The 17,993-nt window shown below is 66.7% G+C and carries 17 protein-coding genes; 4 read left to right on the forward strand and 13 right to left on the reverse strand.

Going from position 1 to position 17,993, the window contains the following annotated elements; genetic code table 11:
- Positions 1 to 2: 2 nt before the first annotated feature.
- The 7 genes from CH283_RS21440 to CH283_RS21470 all read right to left on the reverse strand — a co-directional run bounded on the left by CH283_RS21440 (position 3) and on the right by CH283_RS21470 (position 7,079).
- Positions 3 to 1,022 carry a methionine synthase gene (locus tag CH283_RS21440; RefSeq protein ID WP_094642262.1) on the reverse strand — a complete coding sequence of 340 codons (1,020 nt, stop codon included), beginning with the start codon at positions 1,020 to 1,022 and terminating at the stop codon, positions 3 to 5.
- Entirely contained in the window at positions 1,019 to 2,107 is a 1,089-nt protein-coding gene (gene mnmA, locus CH283_RS21445; protein ID WP_094642263.1) for a tRNA 2-thiouridine(34) synthase MnmA, read from the reverse strand. Before mnmA ends, CH283_RS21440 begins: the two co-directional genes overlap by 4 nt.
- A complete protein-coding gene (locus CH283_RS21450; RefSeq protein WP_068045777.1) occupies positions 2,107 to 3,345 on the reverse strand; it encodes a cysteine desulfurase family protein in 1,239 nt (412 codons plus the stop codon). The genes mnmA and CH283_RS21450 overlap by 1 nt, the downstream gene beginning before the upstream one ends.
- Before the next feature lie 82 nt (positions 3,346 to 3,427).
- Positions 3,428 to 4,318, reverse strand: coding sequence for a lysophospholipid acyltransferase family protein (locus CH283_RS21455; RefSeq protein WP_255183285.1), 891 nt, complete (start codon positions 4,316 to 4,318; stop codon positions 3,428 to 3,430).
- Positions 4,315 to 5,133 carry a GNAT family N-acetyltransferase gene (locus CH283_RS21460; protein ID WP_068045781.1) on the reverse strand — a complete coding sequence of 273 codons (819 nt, stop codon included), beginning with the start codon at positions 5,131 to 5,133 and terminating at the stop codon, positions 4,315 to 4,317. The genes CH283_RS21455 and CH283_RS21460 overlap by 4 nt, the downstream gene beginning before the upstream one ends.
- Positions 5,134 to 5,279: 146 nt before the next feature.
- Positions 5,280 to 6,236: an electron transfer flavoprotein subunit alpha/FixB family protein gene (locus tag CH283_RS21465; protein ID WP_094642264.1), complete on the reverse strand. Its 957-nt coding sequence runs from the start codon at positions 6,234 to 6,236 to the stop codon at positions 5,280 to 5,282.
- A gap of 42 nt (positions 6,237 to 6,278) precedes the next feature.
- Positions 6,279 to 7,079, reverse strand: a complete 801-nt coding sequence (locus tag CH283_RS21470; RefSeq protein ID WP_094642265.1) for an electron transfer flavoprotein subunit beta/FixA family protein — start codon at positions 7,077 to 7,079, stop codon at positions 6,279 to 6,281.
- Positions 7,080 to 7,249: 170 nt separating this feature from the next.
- Here CH283_RS21470 and CH283_RS21475 point away from each other — a divergent pair, with 170 nt between their 5' ends.
- Genes CH283_RS21475 through CH283_RS21485 form a run of 3 tightly spaced genes read left to right on the forward strand, consistent with a single transcriptional unit; the run spans position 7,250 to position 10,889 of the window.
- Positions 7,250 to 8,089, forward strand: a complete 840-nt coding sequence (locus CH283_RS21475; RefSeq protein ID WP_094642266.1) for a class I SAM-dependent methyltransferase — start codon at positions 7,250 to 7,252, stop codon at positions 8,087 to 8,089.
- 23 nt (positions 8,090 to 8,112) lie between these two features.
- On the forward strand, positions 8,113 to 9,645 hold the full coding sequence (locus CH283_RS21480; protein WP_094642453.1) for a 1,4-alpha-glucan branching protein domain-containing protein: 1,533 nt from the start codon (positions 8,113 to 8,115) through the stop codon (positions 9,643 to 9,645).
- Entirely contained in the window at positions 9,642 to 10,889 is a 1,248-nt protein-coding gene (locus tag CH283_RS21485) for a glycosyltransferase family 4 protein (RefSeq protein WP_094642267.1), read from the forward strand. Before CH283_RS21480 ends, CH283_RS21485 begins: the two co-directional genes overlap by 4 nt.
- Before the next feature lie 11 nt (positions 10,890 to 10,900).
- On the opposite strand, the gene CH283_RS21490 is transcribed toward CH283_RS21485, so the two are convergent.
- Positions 10,901 to 11,662, reverse strand: a complete 762-nt coding sequence (locus CH283_RS21490; RefSeq protein ID WP_094642268.1) for an acyltransferase — start codon at positions 11,660 to 11,662, stop codon at positions 10,901 to 10,903.
- Between the two features lie 150 nt (positions 11,663 to 11,812).
- Between CH283_RS21490 and CH283_RS21495 the strand changes: the two genes are divergently transcribed.
- Positions 11,813 to 13,135 (forward strand): outer membrane protein assembly factor BamB family protein, encoded by a 1,323-nt coding sequence (locus CH283_RS21495; protein WP_094642269.1) that lies wholly within the window; start codon positions 11,813 to 11,815, stop codon positions 13,133 to 13,135.
- On the opposite strand, the gene CH283_RS21500 is transcribed toward CH283_RS21495, so the two are convergent.
- The 5 genes from CH283_RS21500 to CH283_RS21520 are packed head-to-tail and all read right to left on the reverse strand — an operon-like array spanning position 13,123 to position 17,964.
- Positions 13,123 to 14,295, reverse strand: coding sequence for a THUMP-like domain-containing protein (locus CH283_RS21500; RefSeq protein ID WP_094642270.1), 1,173 nt, complete (start codon positions 14,293 to 14,295; stop codon positions 13,123 to 13,125). The genes CH283_RS21495 and CH283_RS21500 overlap by 13 nt on opposite strands.
- A gap of 40 nt (positions 14,296 to 14,335) precedes the next feature.
- Positions 14,336 to 15,394 (reverse strand): class I SAM-dependent methyltransferase, encoded by a 1,059-nt coding sequence (locus CH283_RS21505; protein ID WP_094642271.1) that lies wholly within the window; start codon positions 15,392 to 15,394, stop codon positions 14,336 to 14,338.
- Positions 15,395 to 15,451: 57 nt separating this feature from the next.
- Positions 15,452 to 16,231 carry an enoyl-CoA hydratase/isomerase family protein gene (locus tag CH283_RS21510; RefSeq protein WP_094642272.1) on the reverse strand — a complete coding sequence of 260 codons (780 nt, stop codon included), beginning with the start codon at positions 16,229 to 16,231 and terminating at the stop codon, positions 15,452 to 15,454.
- A 26-nt stretch (positions 16,232 to 16,257) separates the two neighbouring features.
- Entirely contained in the window at positions 16,258 to 17,073 is an 816-nt protein-coding gene (locus CH283_RS21515; RefSeq protein ID WP_094642273.1) for an NUDIX hydrolase, read from the reverse strand.
- 48 nt (positions 17,074 to 17,121) lie between these two features.
- On the reverse strand, positions 17,122 to 17,964 hold the full coding sequence (locus CH283_RS21520; RefSeq protein WP_068045832.1) for an ABC transporter ATP-binding protein: 843 nt from the start codon (positions 17,962 to 17,964) through the stop codon (positions 17,122 to 17,124).
- Positions 17,965 to 17,993: the final 29 nt, after the last annotated feature.

Here is a 17,993-nt window from a genome sequence, read left to right on the forward strand (position 1 = left end):
TCTCACAACGAATCGGGTGAATCTCCGAACGCGGCGGCCACGTCGTGGGCGAGTCCTGTTGCGCGACGGGCCCACTCCGGTGTGCTGCCCGCCAATCCACATACAGGCGTCACAGAAATCCGGGAGGCGAGAACCGACCTGTCGAAACCGAGTCGGTCGATCAATGTGACACCGGGCTCGGCCAGTTCGCGCCACTGGGGTGGCCGCGCGGGGGCTTCGGACGGAATCAACCCGAGCATCAGTGTCTTGCCGGATTGCAGCAGCTCGCCGACTCCGTCGAAGTCGCTGCGGCGCAGCGCAGTCGCGTCGACGGAAACCGCAACGGCACGCGAGCGGCGAAGAAGATCGAAGGGAACGTCGCCGTCGCAGCAATGCACCGCAACGGGAAGGTCTATCGTCTCGATCAGTGAATCCAGCAGGTCGAGAACGTCCGGTTCCGGGACTGCGCGCACCGAATCGAGCCCGGTGATCCCCGTCAGGCTGCCGGCCAGAACGGCTGCGAGACTGGGTTCGTCGAGCTGAACGACGACCTCGACCCCCAGCCGACGCGTCAACTCCGCACAGTGCAGACGCAGCCCTTCGCCGAGAGATTCGGCGAAGTGCCGCAGCGCCCCGCGATCGGTCAGGGCCCGATGCCCGTGCCGAAGTTCGACCTGCGCTGCCATCGTGAACGGACCGGCGGCCTGGACCTTGATGGTGCGGCCACTACCGCGAAGCCCCGAGACCTCCCACAGTTCCTCGAGCACATCGAGGTCCTCGGCCAGGAAATCGGTCGCCCGACGGCCGGCGAGCATCGGACGTGGCACGACGCGATAGCCGGAGGTGCGTACGTCGAGTTCGACGTCGACCATGATGGCTCCGGTGCGCCCGATCATGTCCGCGCCCAGACCGCGGGCCGGAAGTTCGACGATGTGTGGAAGCTCGGTGAACTCCCCTACGACGACCGCCGCGGCCTCACGAATGTCGGTGCCCGGCCACGAACCGATACCGGTCGCGAGCCCCGCGAAAACGCTCGGGGTCACTCGCGCTCGGATCGAGTGCCCGAGATGGTCGAGCTGCCGATGACGATGTCTCCGTGAATGTCTTTGCGGTACAGCACCGCTGCCTGCCCCTTGGCCACACCGGTCAGTGGAGACCGCAGTTGGATCTCCATGCCGTCGCCCGCTGCCTCGGCGACGGCCTCGGTCAGTCCACCGTGCGCGCGAACCTGGACGACGCACTCGATGGGGCCGGTCGGGGCGGTACCTTCGGTCCACACCGCGCGGTCACCGCTGATCGCCCAGACGTCGAGCTTCTGCGCGGAGCCGACCATGACCGTGCCAGTGTCGGGTTCGATCGACGTCACGTAGCGGGGACGGCCGTCGGCGGCCGGTCCTTCCACACCGAGACCCTTGCGTTGCCCGATGGTGAAGCCGTGCACGCCCTCGTGATCGGCCAGTTCGGCTCCGGTCTCGGAGTCGACGACCTTGCCCGGGCGCACGCCGATGCGCGCGCCCAGGAATGCGCGAGTGTCGCCCGAGGGGATGAAGCAGATGTCGTGACTGTCGGGCTTGTCGGCAACGGCCAACCCTCGCTCGGCAGCTTCCTCGCGAATCTCGGACTTCGGGGTGTCGCCGATGGGGAACATCGCACGCGAGAGCTGTGCCTGGTTCAGTACCGCCAATACGTACGACTGGTCCTTGTCCGCGTCCACGGCACGTCGCAAGACGCCGTCGTGCAGTTGCGCGTAGTGCCCGGTCGCCACGGCGTCGAAGCCCAGCGCGAGAGCGCGGTCCGCCAGAGCGGAGAACTTGATCTTCTCGTTGCAGCGCAGGCACGGATTCGGGGTCTCGCCCGCAGCATAGGACGCGACGAAATCGTCGATGACGTCCTCTTTGAAGCGATCGGCGAAATCCCATACGTAGAAGGGGATTCCGAGTACGTCGGCAGCGCGACGAGCGTCACCCGCGTCTTCCTTGGAACAGCAACCACGCGAACCGGTGCGCAGAGCTCCCGGAGCGGTCGACAGAGCCAGGTGCACGCCGACGACGTCGTGGCCCTCGTCCACGGCACGGGCCGCGGCCACGGCCGAGTCGACTCCCCCGCTCATAGCAGCCAGAACACGCATCAGCGATTTCCTCCTCGAGCTCCGACGCCGGCCATTCCAGCGGCGCGAGCACGTTCGACGACCTGCGGCAGAACCGCAAGCACAGTGGTGACGTCCGATTCGGACGAGCCGGCTCCCAGCGAGAACCGCAGTGATCCACGGGCGACGGCCGGATCGCACCCGAGCGCAATCAGTACATGGCTGGCGCTGGCGACGCCTGCGGTGCACGCCGAGCCCGTCGAGCATTCTATGCCTGCCGCGTCGAGCAACATCAACAGCGAATCACCCTCGCACCCGGGAAAGGTGAAATGCACGTTCCCGGCCAGCCGGTCGTCGCCTTCCGGACCGTTGAGGATCGCGTCGGGAACGGCGTCTCGGATTCCGGCGATCAACCGATCTCGTAGTGCTCCGAGTTCTGCTCGGTGCCGCGCGGAGTCCTCGACGGTAGAACGCAGCGCAGCCGCCATCGCGACGACGCCTGCAGTGTCCGGAGTGCCCGATCGAACGTCTCGCTCGTGCCCCCCGCCGTGGAAGAGCGGAACACACGGGACCTGGCGGCCGAGCAACAACGCTCCGACGCCCTGGGGTCCGCCGAACTTGTGCGCGGCGATGCTGAGGGCGGACAGGCCGCTCTCGGAGAACCCGACGGGCAGATGCGGCACGGCCTGGACCGCATCGCTGTGCATCGGAACCCCGTATTCGGCGGCCACGGCTGCGAGCTCGGCGATCGGCATGACGGTGCCGATTTCGTTGTTGGCCCACATGATCGTCACCAACGCGGTCTCGTCGGCATGCAGGGCCAGCTCGGCGCGCAGGGCATCCGGGGTGACCCGCCCCTCGGCGTCGACCGGGAGCCACGTGACACTCGCACCGTCGTGTGCGACGAGCCACTCCACTGCGTCGAGTACCGCGTGATGTTCAACCGAGCTGGCGATGATCCTGGTCAGCGCCGCATCGGAGTCTCGACGGGCCGCGAAGATGCCCTTGACGGCGAGGTTGTCACTCTCGGTACCGCCGGAGGTGAAGATCACCTCGGACGGGCGCGCGCCCAGATCCGCAGCGATCGACTCGCGGGATTCCTCCACTCGACGCCGAGCGGAACGACCGGAGGTGTGCAGCGAGGACGCGTTGCCCACCGTGGCGAACACAGATGTCATCGCCTCGATCGCACTCGGCAGCATCGGGGTCGTCGCTGCGTGATCGAGGTACACCGGTGGCCGCGGCGGGACGGGAGCAGTCGTACTGCGCACAGAAGGCATAACAGGCTAGACGATACCCGCTGCCGTGACCGCGGACCTACCTGCGCGAGGTGGGTCCGCGGTCACGGTGATCGATGCTCGGTCAGGCCGCCGCGACCTTCGGCGGCACCGGGCTGCGTTCGGCCTCGGCCACGACCTCGTGCACAGCGGGGTCGTAGACGTCGTCCCGGCGAATCGCCACCTCGCACCGCCGGGCGAGGTCGCGTCGATCGCCGCCGGGTGCCTCCGGGGCCGTGAACTCCACCTCGGCGCGCAGTCCTCGCAGTCGGAAGATCCGGCCGATGGAGGCACCGATCGTTTCGTCTCCCACGAAGCAGGTGGCGGTGGTCTGCTCGCCGGTCCGGTCGACGTAGCGCAGCCGAATCGGTTGTACCCAGGTCTCCGAATCGATCGCGGCCTGCAGCAGCGCCGGCCGTAGCGAGCCGTATGCACGACCACACCAGGTGGTGGCCTCGGGGAAGACGACGACCGACCCGCCTGCGCGGACACGATCGGCAACCTGATCGACGACGCCGGGGAGCTGATGGAGTCGAGCTCGATCGATCGGAAGTACCTTCATGGCCCGCGCCAGGCGACCGAGCAGCGGCCAGTCGATCAGGTCGGCACGCGCCACGAAGGTCGACGGCTGTACCGCGGTGAGCACGACGACGTCGGTCCAGGAGATGTGACCGGCGACGTGCAGTGCACCTGCGGCGGTGCGGGAGCGTTCGCGGTCGGAGCGAGCGTCGAGCACGGTCAGATCGATCCCGATGGCGAACAGCAGAGTGCGAGCACCGATCCGCGTCAGCGAGCGGCGAACCCGCGGGAACGGAACCCCGAGGACGACCAACACCGGCAGCAACCCGAAGGCCACCATCGCCAGTGCGATTCGGAGCGCGAGGACGATTCGTCCCACCGTCGGTGGGTTCTTCGGCAGACAGCCGTCACTGCACGGCGACGACGGCATCCACGCGTGCACGATCGGTCGTGTCACCGGACACCCGACTCGAACGTCGTTGCTGCCGAACGCAACCGGTCGAGATAGCGAGTGTTGGCCTCGTGCAGCCCGAGCAATGCGACGAAATCGGCGACACCGAATTCCGGATCATGAGCCGGCTCACCGCAGATGGAGGCACCGAGCCGGAGGTAGCCGTTCATCAACGGCGGCATCGACGTTCGCTTCGCGGGTTCGATGTCGATCAGATCCACCCCGTCGACGACGACCGGAGCGTACGGCCGGACCCGACGGTCGGGCGGCGTGGCGTGCCTGTCCAACAGGCGGTCTCGAACACCGCGAACGTTGGCCCCGATCGGATCCCCTGGTGCCGACTGCATGGGCACCGACACGCACCCCATGACCCACTCGTATCCCGTCACATCGAGGTAGTGCAGGATTCCGGCCCACATCAGCCCGAGCACGGACCCGGACCGGTGATCGGGATGAACTGCAGCCCTTCCCATTTCGACGATGTTCATGCCGACTGGATCGAGCGCGGAGATATCGAATTCGGTTGCCGTGTAGTACCCGCCGGCGGACACGGCGGCCTGCGGAGGCAACATGCGGTAGCAGCCGACGAACGTGTCGGTCCACTGGTCACGAACGAGCAGATGATCACAGAATTCGTCGAACCGATCGGCGTCGAGGCCGTCGGTGTCGGTGGGAATGGAAAACCCCGGCTCGGAAGCGAACACCTCGTAGCGCAGACGCTGCGCGGCGAGTCGGTGCTCCGGGTCGGTGGACAACACCAGCGAATAACGGTCGGTGGCCGGGACGATCGATGCAGTCGAGCTCATGACGGAAGTGGTCATGAGGTGTGTCTAACGAGCGGGGAAGGCCACCGGGCATCGTCGGGGAAACGTGTCGGAAGAGTTTGTGTGAACAAGGTTGCGCTGCCCGAGACGACAGGCCCCCACCGCGCGAGCGGTGAGGGCCTGTCGTCGAACAGCGCTGGAGGCTATCCCTTGTGCTTCTTGACTGCCTCGGTCAGCTGCGGTGCGACGTTGAAGAGGTCACCGACGATGCCGTAGTCGGCGATCTCGAAGATGGGCGCTTCCTCGTCCTTGTTGACCGCGACGATCGTCTTCGAGGTCTGCATGCCTGCACGGTGCTGGATGGCTCCGGAGATGCCCAGCGCGACGTACAGCTGCGGGGAGACGGTCTTGCCCGTCTGACCCACCTGGAACTGGCCGGGGTAGTAGCCGGAGTCGACAGCGGCGCGCGAGGCACCGACTGCGGCACCTAGCGAGTCGGCCAGATCCTCGACGACGGTGAACTTGTCGGCGCTGCCGACACCACGTCCACCGGACACGACGACCGATGCCTCGGTGAGCTCCGGACGGTCGCCGCCGACGATCGGGTCACGCGAGGTGACCTTGACGGCCCCCTCTTCCTGCGCGGGAACCTCGACGGTTTCGCGAGTGCCCGCTCCGGCCTTCGGCTCGGCCTCGACTGCACCGGGGCGCAGCGAGATGACCGGAACGTCGCCGTTGGCCTTGGCCTCGACGGTGAACGCGCCACCGAAGATGGAGTAGACGGCACTGCCGTCGCCGTTGATTGCGACGACGTCGTTGTGGTAGCCCGAGCCGAGGCGTGCTGCGAGCCGTCCCGCAACTTCCTTGCCCTCGATCGTGGCAGCGGTGATGATCGCTGCCGGCGAGACCGACTCCGCCAGTGCCGAGAGCACGTCGACCTTCGGGGTGACGAGGAATCCGTCGACCGCGTCGGATTCGGCGGCGTAGATCTTCTCGGCACCGGCTTCGGTCAGTGCGTCGGCGACCTTGTCGGTGGTGCCGACCGGGCCGGTGACGACCGCGGACGGCTCACCCAGCGCACGAGCGGCGGTGATCAGCTCGGTGCTGACCTTCTTCAGTGTTCCCTCGACGTGCTCCACGAGCACGAGTACTTCTGCCATGACTTGCTCCTCGTTTGTCTTCGATTGCTCGGTGGGGCGGGATCAGATGATCTTCTGGCCGACGAGGTAGGTGGCGATCTTGTCGCCGCCGTCGCCCTCGTCGGTGAGCCGCTCGCCTGCAGTCTTGGGAGGCTTGGGGGTGGACGACGTGACGGTCGTTCCCGCGTTGTCGACGCCGACGATGCCGTCCTCGACACCGATGTCGGCGAGCGTGATGGTCTGCACCGTCTTCTTCTTGGCGGCCATGATGCCCTTGAAGGACGGGAATCGCGGTTCGTTGATCTTCTCGGTGACGCTCACGATGGCGGGCAACGCGGCTTCGAGGCCGAAGATGCCCTCGTCGGTCTCCCGCTCGCCGGTGACCTTGCCGTCGGCTACGACGAGCTTGCGCATCTGCGTCAGGGCCGGGATCTGCAGGTACTCGGCGATGATCGCGGGAACGGCACCGGTGCGGCCGTCGGTGGCCTCGTTGCCGGCGATGATGAGATCGGCCGGCTCGTTGTTCTCGAATGCGACGTTGCCGAGCGCTGCGGCCAGCGCGTATCCGGTCTGGATCGCGTCGGAGCCGTGCAGGGTCGGGTCGTTGAGGTGCACTGCACTGTCTGCACCCATCGACAAGGCCTTGCGAATGGCATCGGTGGCACGGTCGGGGCCTGCGGACAGAACCTTGACCTCACCGCCCTGGGCTTCCTTGATGAGCAGTGCTTCTTCGACGGCCCGCTCGTTGATCTCGTCGAGGACGGCGTCGGCAGCCTCGCGATCGAGGGTGTAGTCACCGTCGGTGAGCTTGCGCTCGGACCACGTGTCTGGAACCTGCTTGATCAAAACAACGATGTTCGTCATGGGTCTGCGTCGACCTCCTGGTCATGTTCTGCTGATCGTGAGTGTTCTAACGGTTGGTGCAGTACTGGTTGGTGCAGTTCTACGGTCTGGGACGAGGTTACCTCACCGTAGTTACTCGTGGGTAACTTACCTCCCTGCCTGTCCGACCATACATCTGCACCCCGACTGTTATGGAGACCACGTTGGCTTACCTCCCGCGCGCCTCCACTAACCTTTCGGCGGTGAACGATTCATCGGCTCAGGCACCGGCACCGGAACCACTCCCCCTCACCGGAGAGCGCACCGTGCCCGGCATCGCCGAGGAGAACTACTGGTTCCGCCGCCACGAGGTGGTCTACCGCGCACTCGTCGAGCGCTGCCGCGACCGAACGGTGCTCGAAGCGGGATCCGGAGAAGGCTACGGAGCCAACATGATTGCCGATGTCGCGTCGAACGTTCTCGGTCTCGACTACGACGCGTCGGCCGCCGCACACGTGCATGCCCGCTACCCGAGGGTGACCATGCTGCGTGGCAACCTCGACCGCCTTCCGTTGGCCGATTCCTCGATCGACGTCGTCGTCAATTTCCAGGTGATCGAGCACCTCTGGGATCAAGGTGCGTTCCTCGCCGAGGTGCACCGGGTGCTCGCGCCCGGCGGCATTCTGTTGATCAGCACACCGAACCGCATCACGTTCTCGCCCGGCCGCGACACCCCGCTCAATCCCTTCCACACCCGCGAACTCGACGCGGCCGAACTCACCGAACTACTCGTGGACGCTCGGCTCGAAGTCGACGAACTCACCGGGGTCAGGCACGGACGCACTCTGGCCGCCCTCGATGCCAAGCACGGCGGTTCGTTCATCGACGCTCAGATCGAACGAGCCCTGGCCGGCGAACCCTGGCCTGCCGAACTCACCGAGGACGTCGCGGCTGTCTCGATCGAGGATTTCGACATCACCGCCGACCGCATCGACGACAGCCTCGACCTGGTCGCCGTTGCCCGCAAGAGCTCGAGCACGGTGATCGGGTGACATCCGGTGCAACCGTGCCGGGCATGTTCTCTCTCGTTCTGCACTCCCACCTGCCGTGGTTGGCCAATCACGGCAGGTGGCCGGTAGGCGAGGAGTGGCTGTATCAGTCCTGGGCCGACTGCTACCTGCCGCTCACCGCGGTGCTCGAGCAACTGGCCGAGGACGGTCACACCGACGTGCTGTCGCTGGGGATCACCCCGGTTCTGGCCGCTCAACTCGACGATCCACACTGCCTGTCCGGAATGCACCACTGGCTCGGGAACTGGCAGCTCAGGGCCCACGAGGCAACAGATCCCGACCTGTCCGTTCGTGAGCACCGAGGTTCTGCCGCGGCGCTCGATCGATTCGAGGCCCGGTGGCTACACGGCGGTTCGGCGGTACTCCGGCCGCTGGTCGACACCGGCACCGTCGAACTGCTGGGTGGGCCGCTGGCGCATCCCTTCCAGCCGCTGCTCGATCCGCGGCTTCGGCAGTTCTCACTGAGCGAAGGTCTGCTCGACGCCCGCTCCCGGTGGGGCACCACGCCCCGAGGCATCTGGGCACCCGAATGCGGATTCACCCCCGGCATGGAGACCGAATACGCCGCCGCCGGGGTCTCGCACTTCATGGTCGACGGGCCCGCGATGCGTGGAGACACCTCCCTCGGCAGGCCGGTATGGGACTCCGACGTCGTCGCGTTCGGACGCGACCTGCCGGTCAGCTACCGCGTCTGGTCACCGAAGTCCGGCTATCCCGGCCACGGTTCCTATCGGGATTTCCACACCTACGATCACGCGACCGGTCTCAAACCGGCCCGGGTCACCGGCCGCTCGGTCGCGTCGAACGACAAGGCTCCCTACGATCCCGAGCGGGCGGCAGCGACGGTGGACCGTCACGTGGCCGACTTCGTCGATGTGGTTCGTCGGCGCCTGATCTCGGAGTCCGAGCGGATCGGTCGCGACGCCCTCGTCGTCGCGGCATTCGACACCGAGCTGTTAGGGCACTGGTGGCACGAGGGTCCGCAGTGGCTCGGCAAGCTGATGCGCGCGCTTCCCGCCGCAGGCATCACCGTCGGCACGCTCGGCGACGCCCGCGAGCAGGGATACGTCGGAGCGCCACTGGAACTGCAGGATTCGTCGTGGGGATCGGGCAAGGACTGGCGGGTGTGGGCGGGCGACGACGTCGCGGACCTGGTCGCGCTCAATGCCGAGGTCTCTCGGACCGCTCTCGACGCCGTCGATACCGCCCGAGCTACACAGCGTCGCGCCGGTGGACCCGAACTCCGCAATCGCGTCAACGATCAGATACTGCGTGAGACACTGATGGCCGTGGCCAGCGACTGGGCATTCATGGTCAGCAAGGATTCCGCCGCAGGCTACGCGCGGGAACGGGCACACGTTCACGCACATGCGTTGCGCGAGATCGCTGCCGCGGCCGCGGGTGGGTCACCTGTTCGAGCGGACGAATTGGCTCGGCAGTGGAACCGCGCGGACGGGCTGTTTCCTGCGTTGGACGCGCGCCGACTGCCCGGTACACACGTCGGCGGCGAGAGAGAAGATGCAGGGGGGCGTCGATGAAGGTTCTGATGGTGTCGTGGGAGTACCCACCCGTGGTGGTGGGCGGTCTCGGTCGGCACGTTCATCACCTGGCAACCGAACTGGTCCGATGCGGCCACGAGGTCGTGGTGCTGTCGCGTCGACCCACCGGAACCGACGCCGCCACCCATCCGACGTCGCACCACATCGAGGACGGGGTGCTCGTCGTCGCCGTAGCCGAGGACCCGGCTCACTTCGTCTTCGGGGAGGACATGCTCGCATGGACCCTCGCGATGGGGCACGCGATGGTGCGTGCCGGCGTCGCGCTGGGAAAGCCGGGTCTGGGCGACGGCTGGCAACCCGACGTCGTGCATGCGCACGACTGGCTCGTCGCGCACCCGTCGATCGCACTGGCCGAGTTCTACGACGTACCGCTCGTCTCGACCATCCACGCCACCGAGGCCGGCCGCCACAGCGGCTGGATCTCCGGCCCCGTCAACCGTCAGGTGCACTCCGTCGAGTGGTGGCTCGCCAGCGATTCCGATGCAGTGATCACCTGCTCGGGGTCGATGAAGGACGAGGTCACCACCCTGTTCGGAGTATCCGAGTCGGCGGTGACGGTGATTCGCAACGGAATCGACCGATCCACCTGGCACTTTCGTCGACGAGAGCCCCGATCGGAGCCGGCCAAACTGCTCTACGTCGGCCGACTCGAGTACGAGAAGGGCATCCAGGATGCCATCGCCGCCCTGCCCCGCATCCGACGAAGCCACCCGGGCACCACCCTGCACATCGCCGGCGAGGGAACACAGTTCGCCTGGTTGGCAGGGCTGACGCGCACGCACAGGGTTGCGCGCGCAGTGTCGTTTCTGGGCAATCTCGACCACACCGAACTGCTCGGCTGGCTGCACGGAGCCGACGCCATCGTCCTACCCAGTCGATACGAACCGTTCGGCATCATCGCGCTCGAGGCGGCGGCTGCGGGCACCCCACTGGTCGCGTCCACCGCAGGCGGTCTGGGTGAAGCCATCGTCGACGGCGTGACCGGCCTGTCATTCGAGCCCGGCGACGTCGGTGGGCTCGCTGCCGCCGTGCGGCGCGTTATCGACAACGCGGACGCCGCGCAGGAACGAGCCGTGGCCGCCCGCGACAGGCTCACCGTGGATTTCGACTGGAAGCACGTCGCCGAGTCGACGGCCCAGGTCTACCTGGAAGCCAAACGCAAGGTTCGGCATCCCCTGGCCCGCCCACACATCGCCGAGCGCGCGATCCCCGGCCGTACCTGAGAACACCGGAGTCAGATCTCCCGCGCCGCCTCGGCCTGTCCGAGCGCCTTCTTGCGGGCGATATCCTCCAGCGCAGCAATGTATTTCGCGCGGTCGGCGGCACCGGCCTCCCACGCGTCCTTGCGATTGCGGACGACCTTGGCCGGGGCCCCGACCGCGATGCTGTAATCCGGGATCTCACCCTTGACGACGGCGTGGGCTCCGAGCACGCAGCCCCGCCCGATCCTGGTCTCGCGCAGGATCGTCACCTTGGCGGCGATCCACGTGTCCGGCCCGATCCGCACCGGGCCCTTGACGATTCCCTGATCCTTGATGGGCATGTTCACGTCGTCCATCCGATGATCGAAATCGCAGATGTAGCACCAGTCGGCCACCAGCGTCGATGCGCCGATCTCGATGTCGAGGTAGGTGTTGACGACGTTGTCCTTACCGAACACCACCTTGTCGCCGATCCGCAGCGAGCCCTCGTGGCAGCGAATGGCATTACCGTCGCCGATGTGGACCCAGCGCCCGATCTCGAGACGAGAGAGTTCCGGGGTCGAATGTATCTCCACGTTCTTGCCGAGAAACACCATGCCCCTCAGGATCACGTGCGGATTGGCGAGCTTGAACTTCGCGAGGCGGTAGTACCGCACGAGGTACCACGGCGTGTACGCCTTGTTGGCGAGCACCCAGTCGAGGGACGAGCGCGTGAGGAACCGCGCCTGCTCGGTGTCGCGTCGTCTCGACCCGCGCCAGCGTGTCCGCAGCGGCGCGTTCCACATACTCGTCATGGACGTTCACCCTAGTTTCTCGTTCGCCCGCTCTCTGCCGGCACCCTTGCGCGGGCTAGGGTTGCCTGTCGACTGTTGCTCGTCGACGAGACGAACACGGACGCACCGGCACCACGTCGGGCACGGAAATCAAGACACGGGGAGCGATCGATGCGCGGCGTCACGGCCAAGGGCAGGACCGGCAGAAGGGTCACTGCGGTCGCTGCGGCGATAGTCGTGGTGACCGTGAGCGGTTGCAGCGCCGACACCTCGGCCATCGAACCGCTCTCCCCTGATTCGTGGCCCGCAGCGCATGCGAACTCGCACAACAGCGGCTCGACGGACGTGTCGGTGTCGACACCGCTGTCCCTGGACTGGACGCGCCCCACGGGCGGCACGGTGACCTCTCCGGTGTCCATAGGATCGACGGGCCAGATGTTCGTCACTGCCGCCACCGAATCCGGCTGCAACCTCTTCTCGTTCGAGATCGACTCCGCCCGCAAGCGCTGGTGCAATCGAGTCGGGCCGTCCGTCGTCACTGCCACGCCGACCGTCGATTCGGCCATCAACGTCTACATCGGCGACGACGGCGGCATGAACTCGTACAACGACCACGGACAACTGCGTTGGCGCACACCGGTGTACGGAGTGCCCAAGTCCGCCCAGTTCCTCGGGGACGGCAGCCTGCTCTCGATCACCCAGATGGGCCAGGTCAGCGTTCTCGATTCGCAGAACGGGCAACTTCGAGTGCCCATTCTGGATCTGGTTCCGACGCCGGATTTCCTGACCGAGCCGAACTCCGATTTTCAGCCGATGGACACCGGACTCGCCCAGTGCAGCTCGGGTGGATCCGAATGCCCCGTACCCGCAGCACCCGCGGTGGACAGTGCGACCGGAACGATGTACCTGACACTGTGGCGTCCGGGTTCGATTGCACCACAACTCGTTTCGGTGCAGTACGACCGGGACGGCTCTCCCGGACTCGTCGAACGCTGGTCCTCGGACCTGCTGCCCGCCGGAGTCGCGTCGAGTCCGGTGCTGTCCGAGGACGGGTCGACGGTCTACCTGGCCGACGTCGACGGCAGGTTGACCGCGTTCGACACCGCCGACGGGCGACAGAAGTGGACCGAGGGCACCGGGCTCGGCATCGGTGCCAGTCCCTCGATCGCTTTCGACGGCACGATCGTGCCGTCGGGCGGAGACGGCACCCTCATGGGCGTGCGCGACAACGGAGATTCGGCCGAGCGAGTGTGGGTCCGCGACGACATCGAACAGGCAGGCAGCGCAGCCCAATCCGCAGACGGACGCGGCCATACCGTCGTACGCGAGGACGACGGGCTGGCCCTGCTCACGTTCGATGCGGCCACCGGAGAAACGGTGGACGTGCAACCGGTTCCCGACGTCGTCGGCACCACCGTCGGCACGTCCATCGGCCCGGACGGCCAGGTCGTCACCGCGAGCTACCTCGGCGAGATCTTCACCTACACGGGCTGAGCGACAGCGCCCGGAGCGCAGACGAACGCCACCGCGGACCGTTCGACTCGGGCGATCACCACCGACAACGCCACGGAGCCGCGCAGTTTGAGCCTGGGCCGCAGTATCGCCGGATCCACGTCGACCCCGCGGACGAGAATCTCCACCGAGCCGCAATCCATCCGATTCAGTTGTTGCCGAAGCACTTTCTCCGAGAACTTGGACTGCTCGAGAATTCGGAAGCCGCGAACCCCGGCCGGAACGGTGTCGCCGGTCAGATACGCGATTCTCGGATCGAGTTGCCACAGACCGAATCTGGCTCCGTAGTGCCGAACCAAGCCGGCTCTGACCACCGCCCCGTCGGGATCGACCAGATAGCGGCCGGGGGGCCGAACCGGAATGTCGTCCGACTCGGCATCGGTGAATTCCAGAACACTGCCGTCGGATCGAAGAACCGCTGCCCGGCGCCGAACACCGCGCTCGCTCAACCCCATCGACCACAGGCACGCTTCTCTCACTCCCCCGTCGAGCGAGACCACCTCGATCTCGCCGGCCCAGTCGAGCGCGTCGAAATCCAGGCCGGGCGCACACTTGACGACCAGGTCTCGGCCTCGATAGGCGTCGAACAGATCCGGGAGCGGCGGCTGCAGAGCCGCCGGGTCGTGGCGTCGCCGCCCACCTGCTCGGCGGCCGGGATCGGCAACGACGACGGTCTCACGCGTCGTCGGGGTCAGTGCGTCGGCGCACAGCAGAGTGGCCTCAGGGACGTTGTGTGCGGCCATCCGAAGCCGAATCGGGTCGAGGTCGCTGCCCACCGCCAACTCCGCCGTAGCGACGAGGACGGACAATTCACTGCCGATCGAACACGTGACATCGTGCACCCGTCGGCCCGCGAGTCGAGCGGCCCGCCTCCGCGCGACGAGCGTCGGCGTGGCCTGCTGGACCGCCTCGTCGGTCACCAGCCACCGATCGGAGTCGACCAACTTCACTCGGGCCTTGCGCCGGACCGTGACGGTTTCGATCAGTGCACTCGCGTGGTCCGGGAAGCGAGCGCGCACCGAGGCCGTGTCGCGCACCGACGTTCGAGCGCTGAGCTCGAGATCGTCGACCGCAGCAAGAGCTCCGGCACCGGCCTCGCTCGAAAGGAAGTCGAGGTCGGTGCCGGTGAATTCGTAGCCCACTAGCGGACTCGAGTGCAGAGCCTGCGGCGGTCCGAGCCGATCAAGCGCGAGGGGCGGGCTTGATGCCGGTGATCATCACGTTGTAGAACAGTCCGCGCGGGACCACGTGCTGCAGCACGTTCTCGTCCACCCAGCTCAGTGTCTTCCAACCGCCGAAGGCGAATTTCGCCCAGTTCCATCCCAGCTTGCCCTCGGGTACTGCGGCCTCGAAGGTCCGTACCGGCCACCCGAGCAGAGCGGCGGCGAACTCCTCGGTGTTCGCCTGCACGGACTCGGCACCGGCCGACAGCGCGATGTGCTCGAGATCGGTGGGATCGAACGTGTGCAGGTCGACGACGGCCTCCAGTGCCGCCGCTCGCGAGGATTCGTCGAGCTCTTGCTGCGGCTTGCGCCAGCTCGCCAGGAACGGAAGTTTGGTCGCGCGGGTGGTCGCCTCCCACGTGATGCGTCCGAGCCACCGCGCGTAGAAGTTGCCGACCGTGGTGGGTTCGCCCGCGAAAACGAAGCGACCGCCCGGCTTGAGTACCCGCAGCACCTCGCGCAGGGACTGTTCGACGTCCGGGATGTGATGGAGGACGGCGTGCCCGACGACGAGATCGAACGTGTTGTCGTCGTACGGAATCGTCTCCGCATCGGCGACCCGGCCGTCGACGTCCAGGCCGAGGTGCTCAGCGTTGCGAAGAGCGACCTTGACCATGCCGGGCGAGAGGTCGGTGACCGAGCCCTTGTCTGCGATGCCGGCCTGCATCAGGTTGAGCAGGAAGAACCCGGTACCGCAGCCCAGCTCGAGGGCGCGGCCGTACGGCAGTGCGGAGTGCGCCGACGCGTCACCGGACACCGCCTGATCGAATCTGCCGCGCGCGTAGTCGATGCATCGCTCGTCGTAGGAGATCGACCACTTGTCGTCGTAGGTTTCGGCTTCCCAGTCGTGATAGAGCACCTGAGCCAGTTTGGTGTCCGACCGTGCGGCCTCGACCTGCTCGGCAGTGGCGTGCGGGTTCGGGGCTGGATCGACCTGGCGGTCATCGGTCTCGGACGACGCCGAAGGCACCGCGTTCGAGATCGATCGATTGACACCGTCGTGGGGGCTTGCAGTCATCAGGCGAGCCTACTATCCGGTAGCTGTGGAACAACTCTGCTCTGCGGGACCGTTGCTTCACCGTCCGGTGAAGGTTGCTTTACCAGGGCCGTCGGCCACGAAGGACGTCATCCCGATCGTGCGATCCTCGGTGGCGAACAGCGCCGCGAACTGCTGAGCCTCGATCCGAAGACCGGTGGTGAGATCGACGTCGAGCCCCTGATCGATCGACGCCTTCGCCGCTGCGAGCGCTCGCGATGCACCCGTGGTGAACTGCATGGCCCAGGCGCGCGCTGCGTTGTACACCTCGTCCGGTGCCACCACCTCGTCCACCAATCCGATACGCAACGCTTCCTCGGCACCGACGAAGCGGCCGGTGAAGACCATGTCCTTCGCACGGCTCGGGCCGATCAGCCGAGCCAGCCGCTGCGTTCCGCCGCCGCCGGGGATGACACCGAGCAGCACCTCGGGGACACCGAACTTGGCGTTGTCGCCGGCGATCCGACGGTCCGCACCCAGTGCAACCTCCAGCCCACCACCGAGTGCGTACCCGGTCACGGCCGCGACCACGGGCTTGGGAATGGTACCGAGCGAGCCGAGGGCCGACTGCAGATCTCCGGCGATCGCGGCCATCTCCGACGCGGACAGCGCCACCATCTCCTTGATGTCGGCACCGGCGGCGAAGACCTTCTCGCCGCCGTAGACGACGACGGCCTTGACGTCGGCATTCACCGTGGCCTCGCGTGCCGCCGCTCGGATCTCGTCCTGCATCTGCCGATCGAGCGCATTCATCGGCGGACGGTCGAGGCGGATGGTGCCGATGCCGTCGGACACTTCGAGATTCACGAACTCAGCCATGGGCCGAAAGGCTACCGGGCCGAGGACTAGCGATCCGACCAGGGATGGCGCGTTCCGGCGTAGTACGCGTCGTCGCCGTCGAAGAGCACCCGGACCGTCCCCTCGTCGCGGGTGAGGATCGGTAGAACCGGGGCGATCTCGCGGTCGTGGTCGACGACCTGTGCGACGGTGTCGAACCGAGACAGTGCGTCGAGTTGGCTCCAGGTGGGCGGAAGGAGGATGGTGTTCCCCGACCGCCAGTCCGCCAGTGCGTCACCGGTGGACCGCCAACTCACCGACGCCGCCTCGCTGGTCTCGCCGTCCGCATTCTGTCCCTCCGGCAGCACTGCGACGAAAAACCGGGTGTCGTACCGTCGAGCTTCGCCCACCGGGGTGATCCAGTGCGACCACGGCCGGAGCAGATCCGATCGCAGAACGAGGTCGTGGGCGGTGAGGAATTCGGCGAACGACACCTCACGGCGCTCGAGCCGACCCCGCTCCAGCGCGAACGGAGCGGTGTCGGCAACGATCGAATCCGGTGTCGAGCCGGCCAGCAGCACACCGCACTCCTCGAACGTCTCGCGCGCCGCGGCACACACAAGGGCCTGCGCCTTGCCCTCGTCGGTTCCGAAGCGCTCGGCCCACCACGACGGCGGCGGTCCTGCCCAGCGGACGTCCGCTGCCGCGTCCGAGGGGTCGACGCCGCCACCGGGAAACACCGTCATGCCACCCGCGAAGGCCATGCCACCGACACGTTCGAGCAGGAACACCTCGATGTCGGGTCGTGACAGGCCGTCACGAATCAAGATGACCGTCGAGGCGTCCCGGGCCTGTACGTGATCGGCAGCACTGTTCGAGCTCATGAAAGGGAACGTACCGCTGCACTGTGCAGCGGAGTCGATCGGTCCGCTCTATCGGCGGTGCGCCCCGGCAGCGCGGGTCCGCCGCGCGAAGAAGCGACCGTCGACGCGATCGAGTGCGATCGACTGACTGAACGCCTCGGTCAGATTCTCTGCGGTGATGACGTCGTCGACCAGTCCCTGCGCCACCACCCCGCCTTCCTTGAGCAGCAACGCGTGACTGAATCCCGGCGGAATCTCTTCCACGTGATGGGTGATCAGGACGGTCGCGGGGGCGTCGGGATCTGCAGCGAGGTCGGTCAGCCGCGCCACCAGTTCCTCGCGTCCACCGAGGTCGAGACCTGCCGCAGGCTCGTCCAGCAACAGCAGTTCGGGATCGGTCATCAGAGCGCGGGCGATGAGAACGCGCTTTCGTTCGCCTTCCGACAGCGTGCCGTAGGTGCGGGTGGCGAGATGCTCGGCACCGAGGCTCTCGAGCATTTCCACTGCACGCTCGGTGTCGACCGCGTCGTATTTCTCACGCCAGCGCCCCAACACCGAGTAGCCGGCGGACACCACCAGATCGGATACGAGTTCGTCGGCCGGAATGCGCTGCGCCAGCGAGGAGGACGACAGACCGATCCGCGGTCGGAGTTCGGAGACGTCGGCCTTGCCCATGACCTCGCCGAGAACGTGGGCGACACCGGACGTGGGATGAATTTCGGCCGCTGCGATACGCAGCAGGGACGTCTTTCCGGCACCGTTCGGGCCGAGGACAACCCACCGTTCGTCCAGTTCCACCTTCCAGGTGACGGGTCCCACCAGGGTCGCACCGCCGCGGCGGACGACTACGTCGGTGAAATCTACGAGCAGGTCGGGATCCGGTTCAGACACGACGCCTATCTTCCCGCACATCGACCGCGCATTCACGGCAGGATGTGCAC

Origin of the sequence: Rhodococcus sp. 05-2254-2 (assembly GCF_002259095.1) — a bacterium.
Lineage (GTDB): Bacteria > Actinomycetota > Actinomycetes > Mycobacteriales > Mycobacteriaceae > Rhodococcoides.

Bases quoted from the DNA above. Each gene is read 5' to 3' on its own strand.
- mnmA (WP_094642263.1), bottom strand. From the start codon at position 2,107: ATGCGTGTTCTGGCTGCTATGAGCGGGGGAGTCGACTCGGCCGTGGCC.
- CH283_RS21450 (WP_068045777.1), bottom strand. From the start codon at position 3,345: ATGCCTTCTGTGCGCAGTACGACTGCTCCCGTCCCGCCGCGGCCACCG.
- CH283_RS21460 (WP_068045781.1), bottom strand. From the start codon at position 5,133: ATGACCACTTCCGTCATGAGCTCGACTGCATCGATCGTCCCGGCCACC.
- CH283_RS21465 (WP_094642264.1), bottom strand. From the start codon at position 6,236: ATGGCAGAAGTACTCGTGCTCGTGGAGCACGTCGAGGGAACACTGAAG.
- CH283_RS21470 (WP_094642265.1), bottom strand. From the start codon at position 7,079: ATGACGAACATCGTTGTTTTGATCAAGCAGGTTCCAGACACGTGGTCC.
- CH283_RS21475 (WP_094642266.1), top strand. From the start codon at position 7,250: ATGGAGACCACGTTGGCTTACCTCCCGCGCGCCTCCACTAACCTTTCG.
- CH283_RS21480 (WP_094642453.1), top strand. From the start codon at position 8,113: ATGTTCTCTCTCGTTCTGCACTCCCACCTGCCGTGGTTGGCCAATCAC.
- CH283_RS21485 (WP_094642267.1), top strand. From the start codon at position 9,642: ATGAAGGTTCTGATGGTGTCGTGGGAGTACCCACCCGTGGTGGTGGGC.
- CH283_RS21490 (WP_094642268.1), bottom strand. From the start codon at position 11,662: ATGACGAGTATGTGGAACGCGCCGCTGCGGACACGCTGGCGCGGGTCG.
- CH283_RS21495 (WP_094642269.1), top strand. From the start codon at position 11,813: ATGCGCGGCGTCACGGCCAAGGGCAGGACCGGCAGAAGGGTCACTGCG.
- CH283_RS21505 (WP_094642271.1), bottom strand. From the start codon at position 15,394: ATGACTGCAAGCCCCCACGACGGTGTCAATCGATCGATCTCGAACGCG.
- CH283_RS21510 (WP_094642272.1), bottom strand. From the start codon at position 16,231: ATGGCTGAGTTCGTGAATCTCGAAGTGTCCGACGGCATCGGCACCATC.
- CH283_RS21515 (WP_094642273.1), bottom strand. From the start codon at position 17,073: ATGAGCTCGAACAGTGCTGCCGATCACGTACAGGCCCGGGACGCCTCG.
- CH283_RS21520 (WP_068045832.1), bottom strand. From the start codon at position 17,964: ATGTGCGGGAAGATAGGCGTCGTGTCTGAACCGGATCCCGACCTGCTC.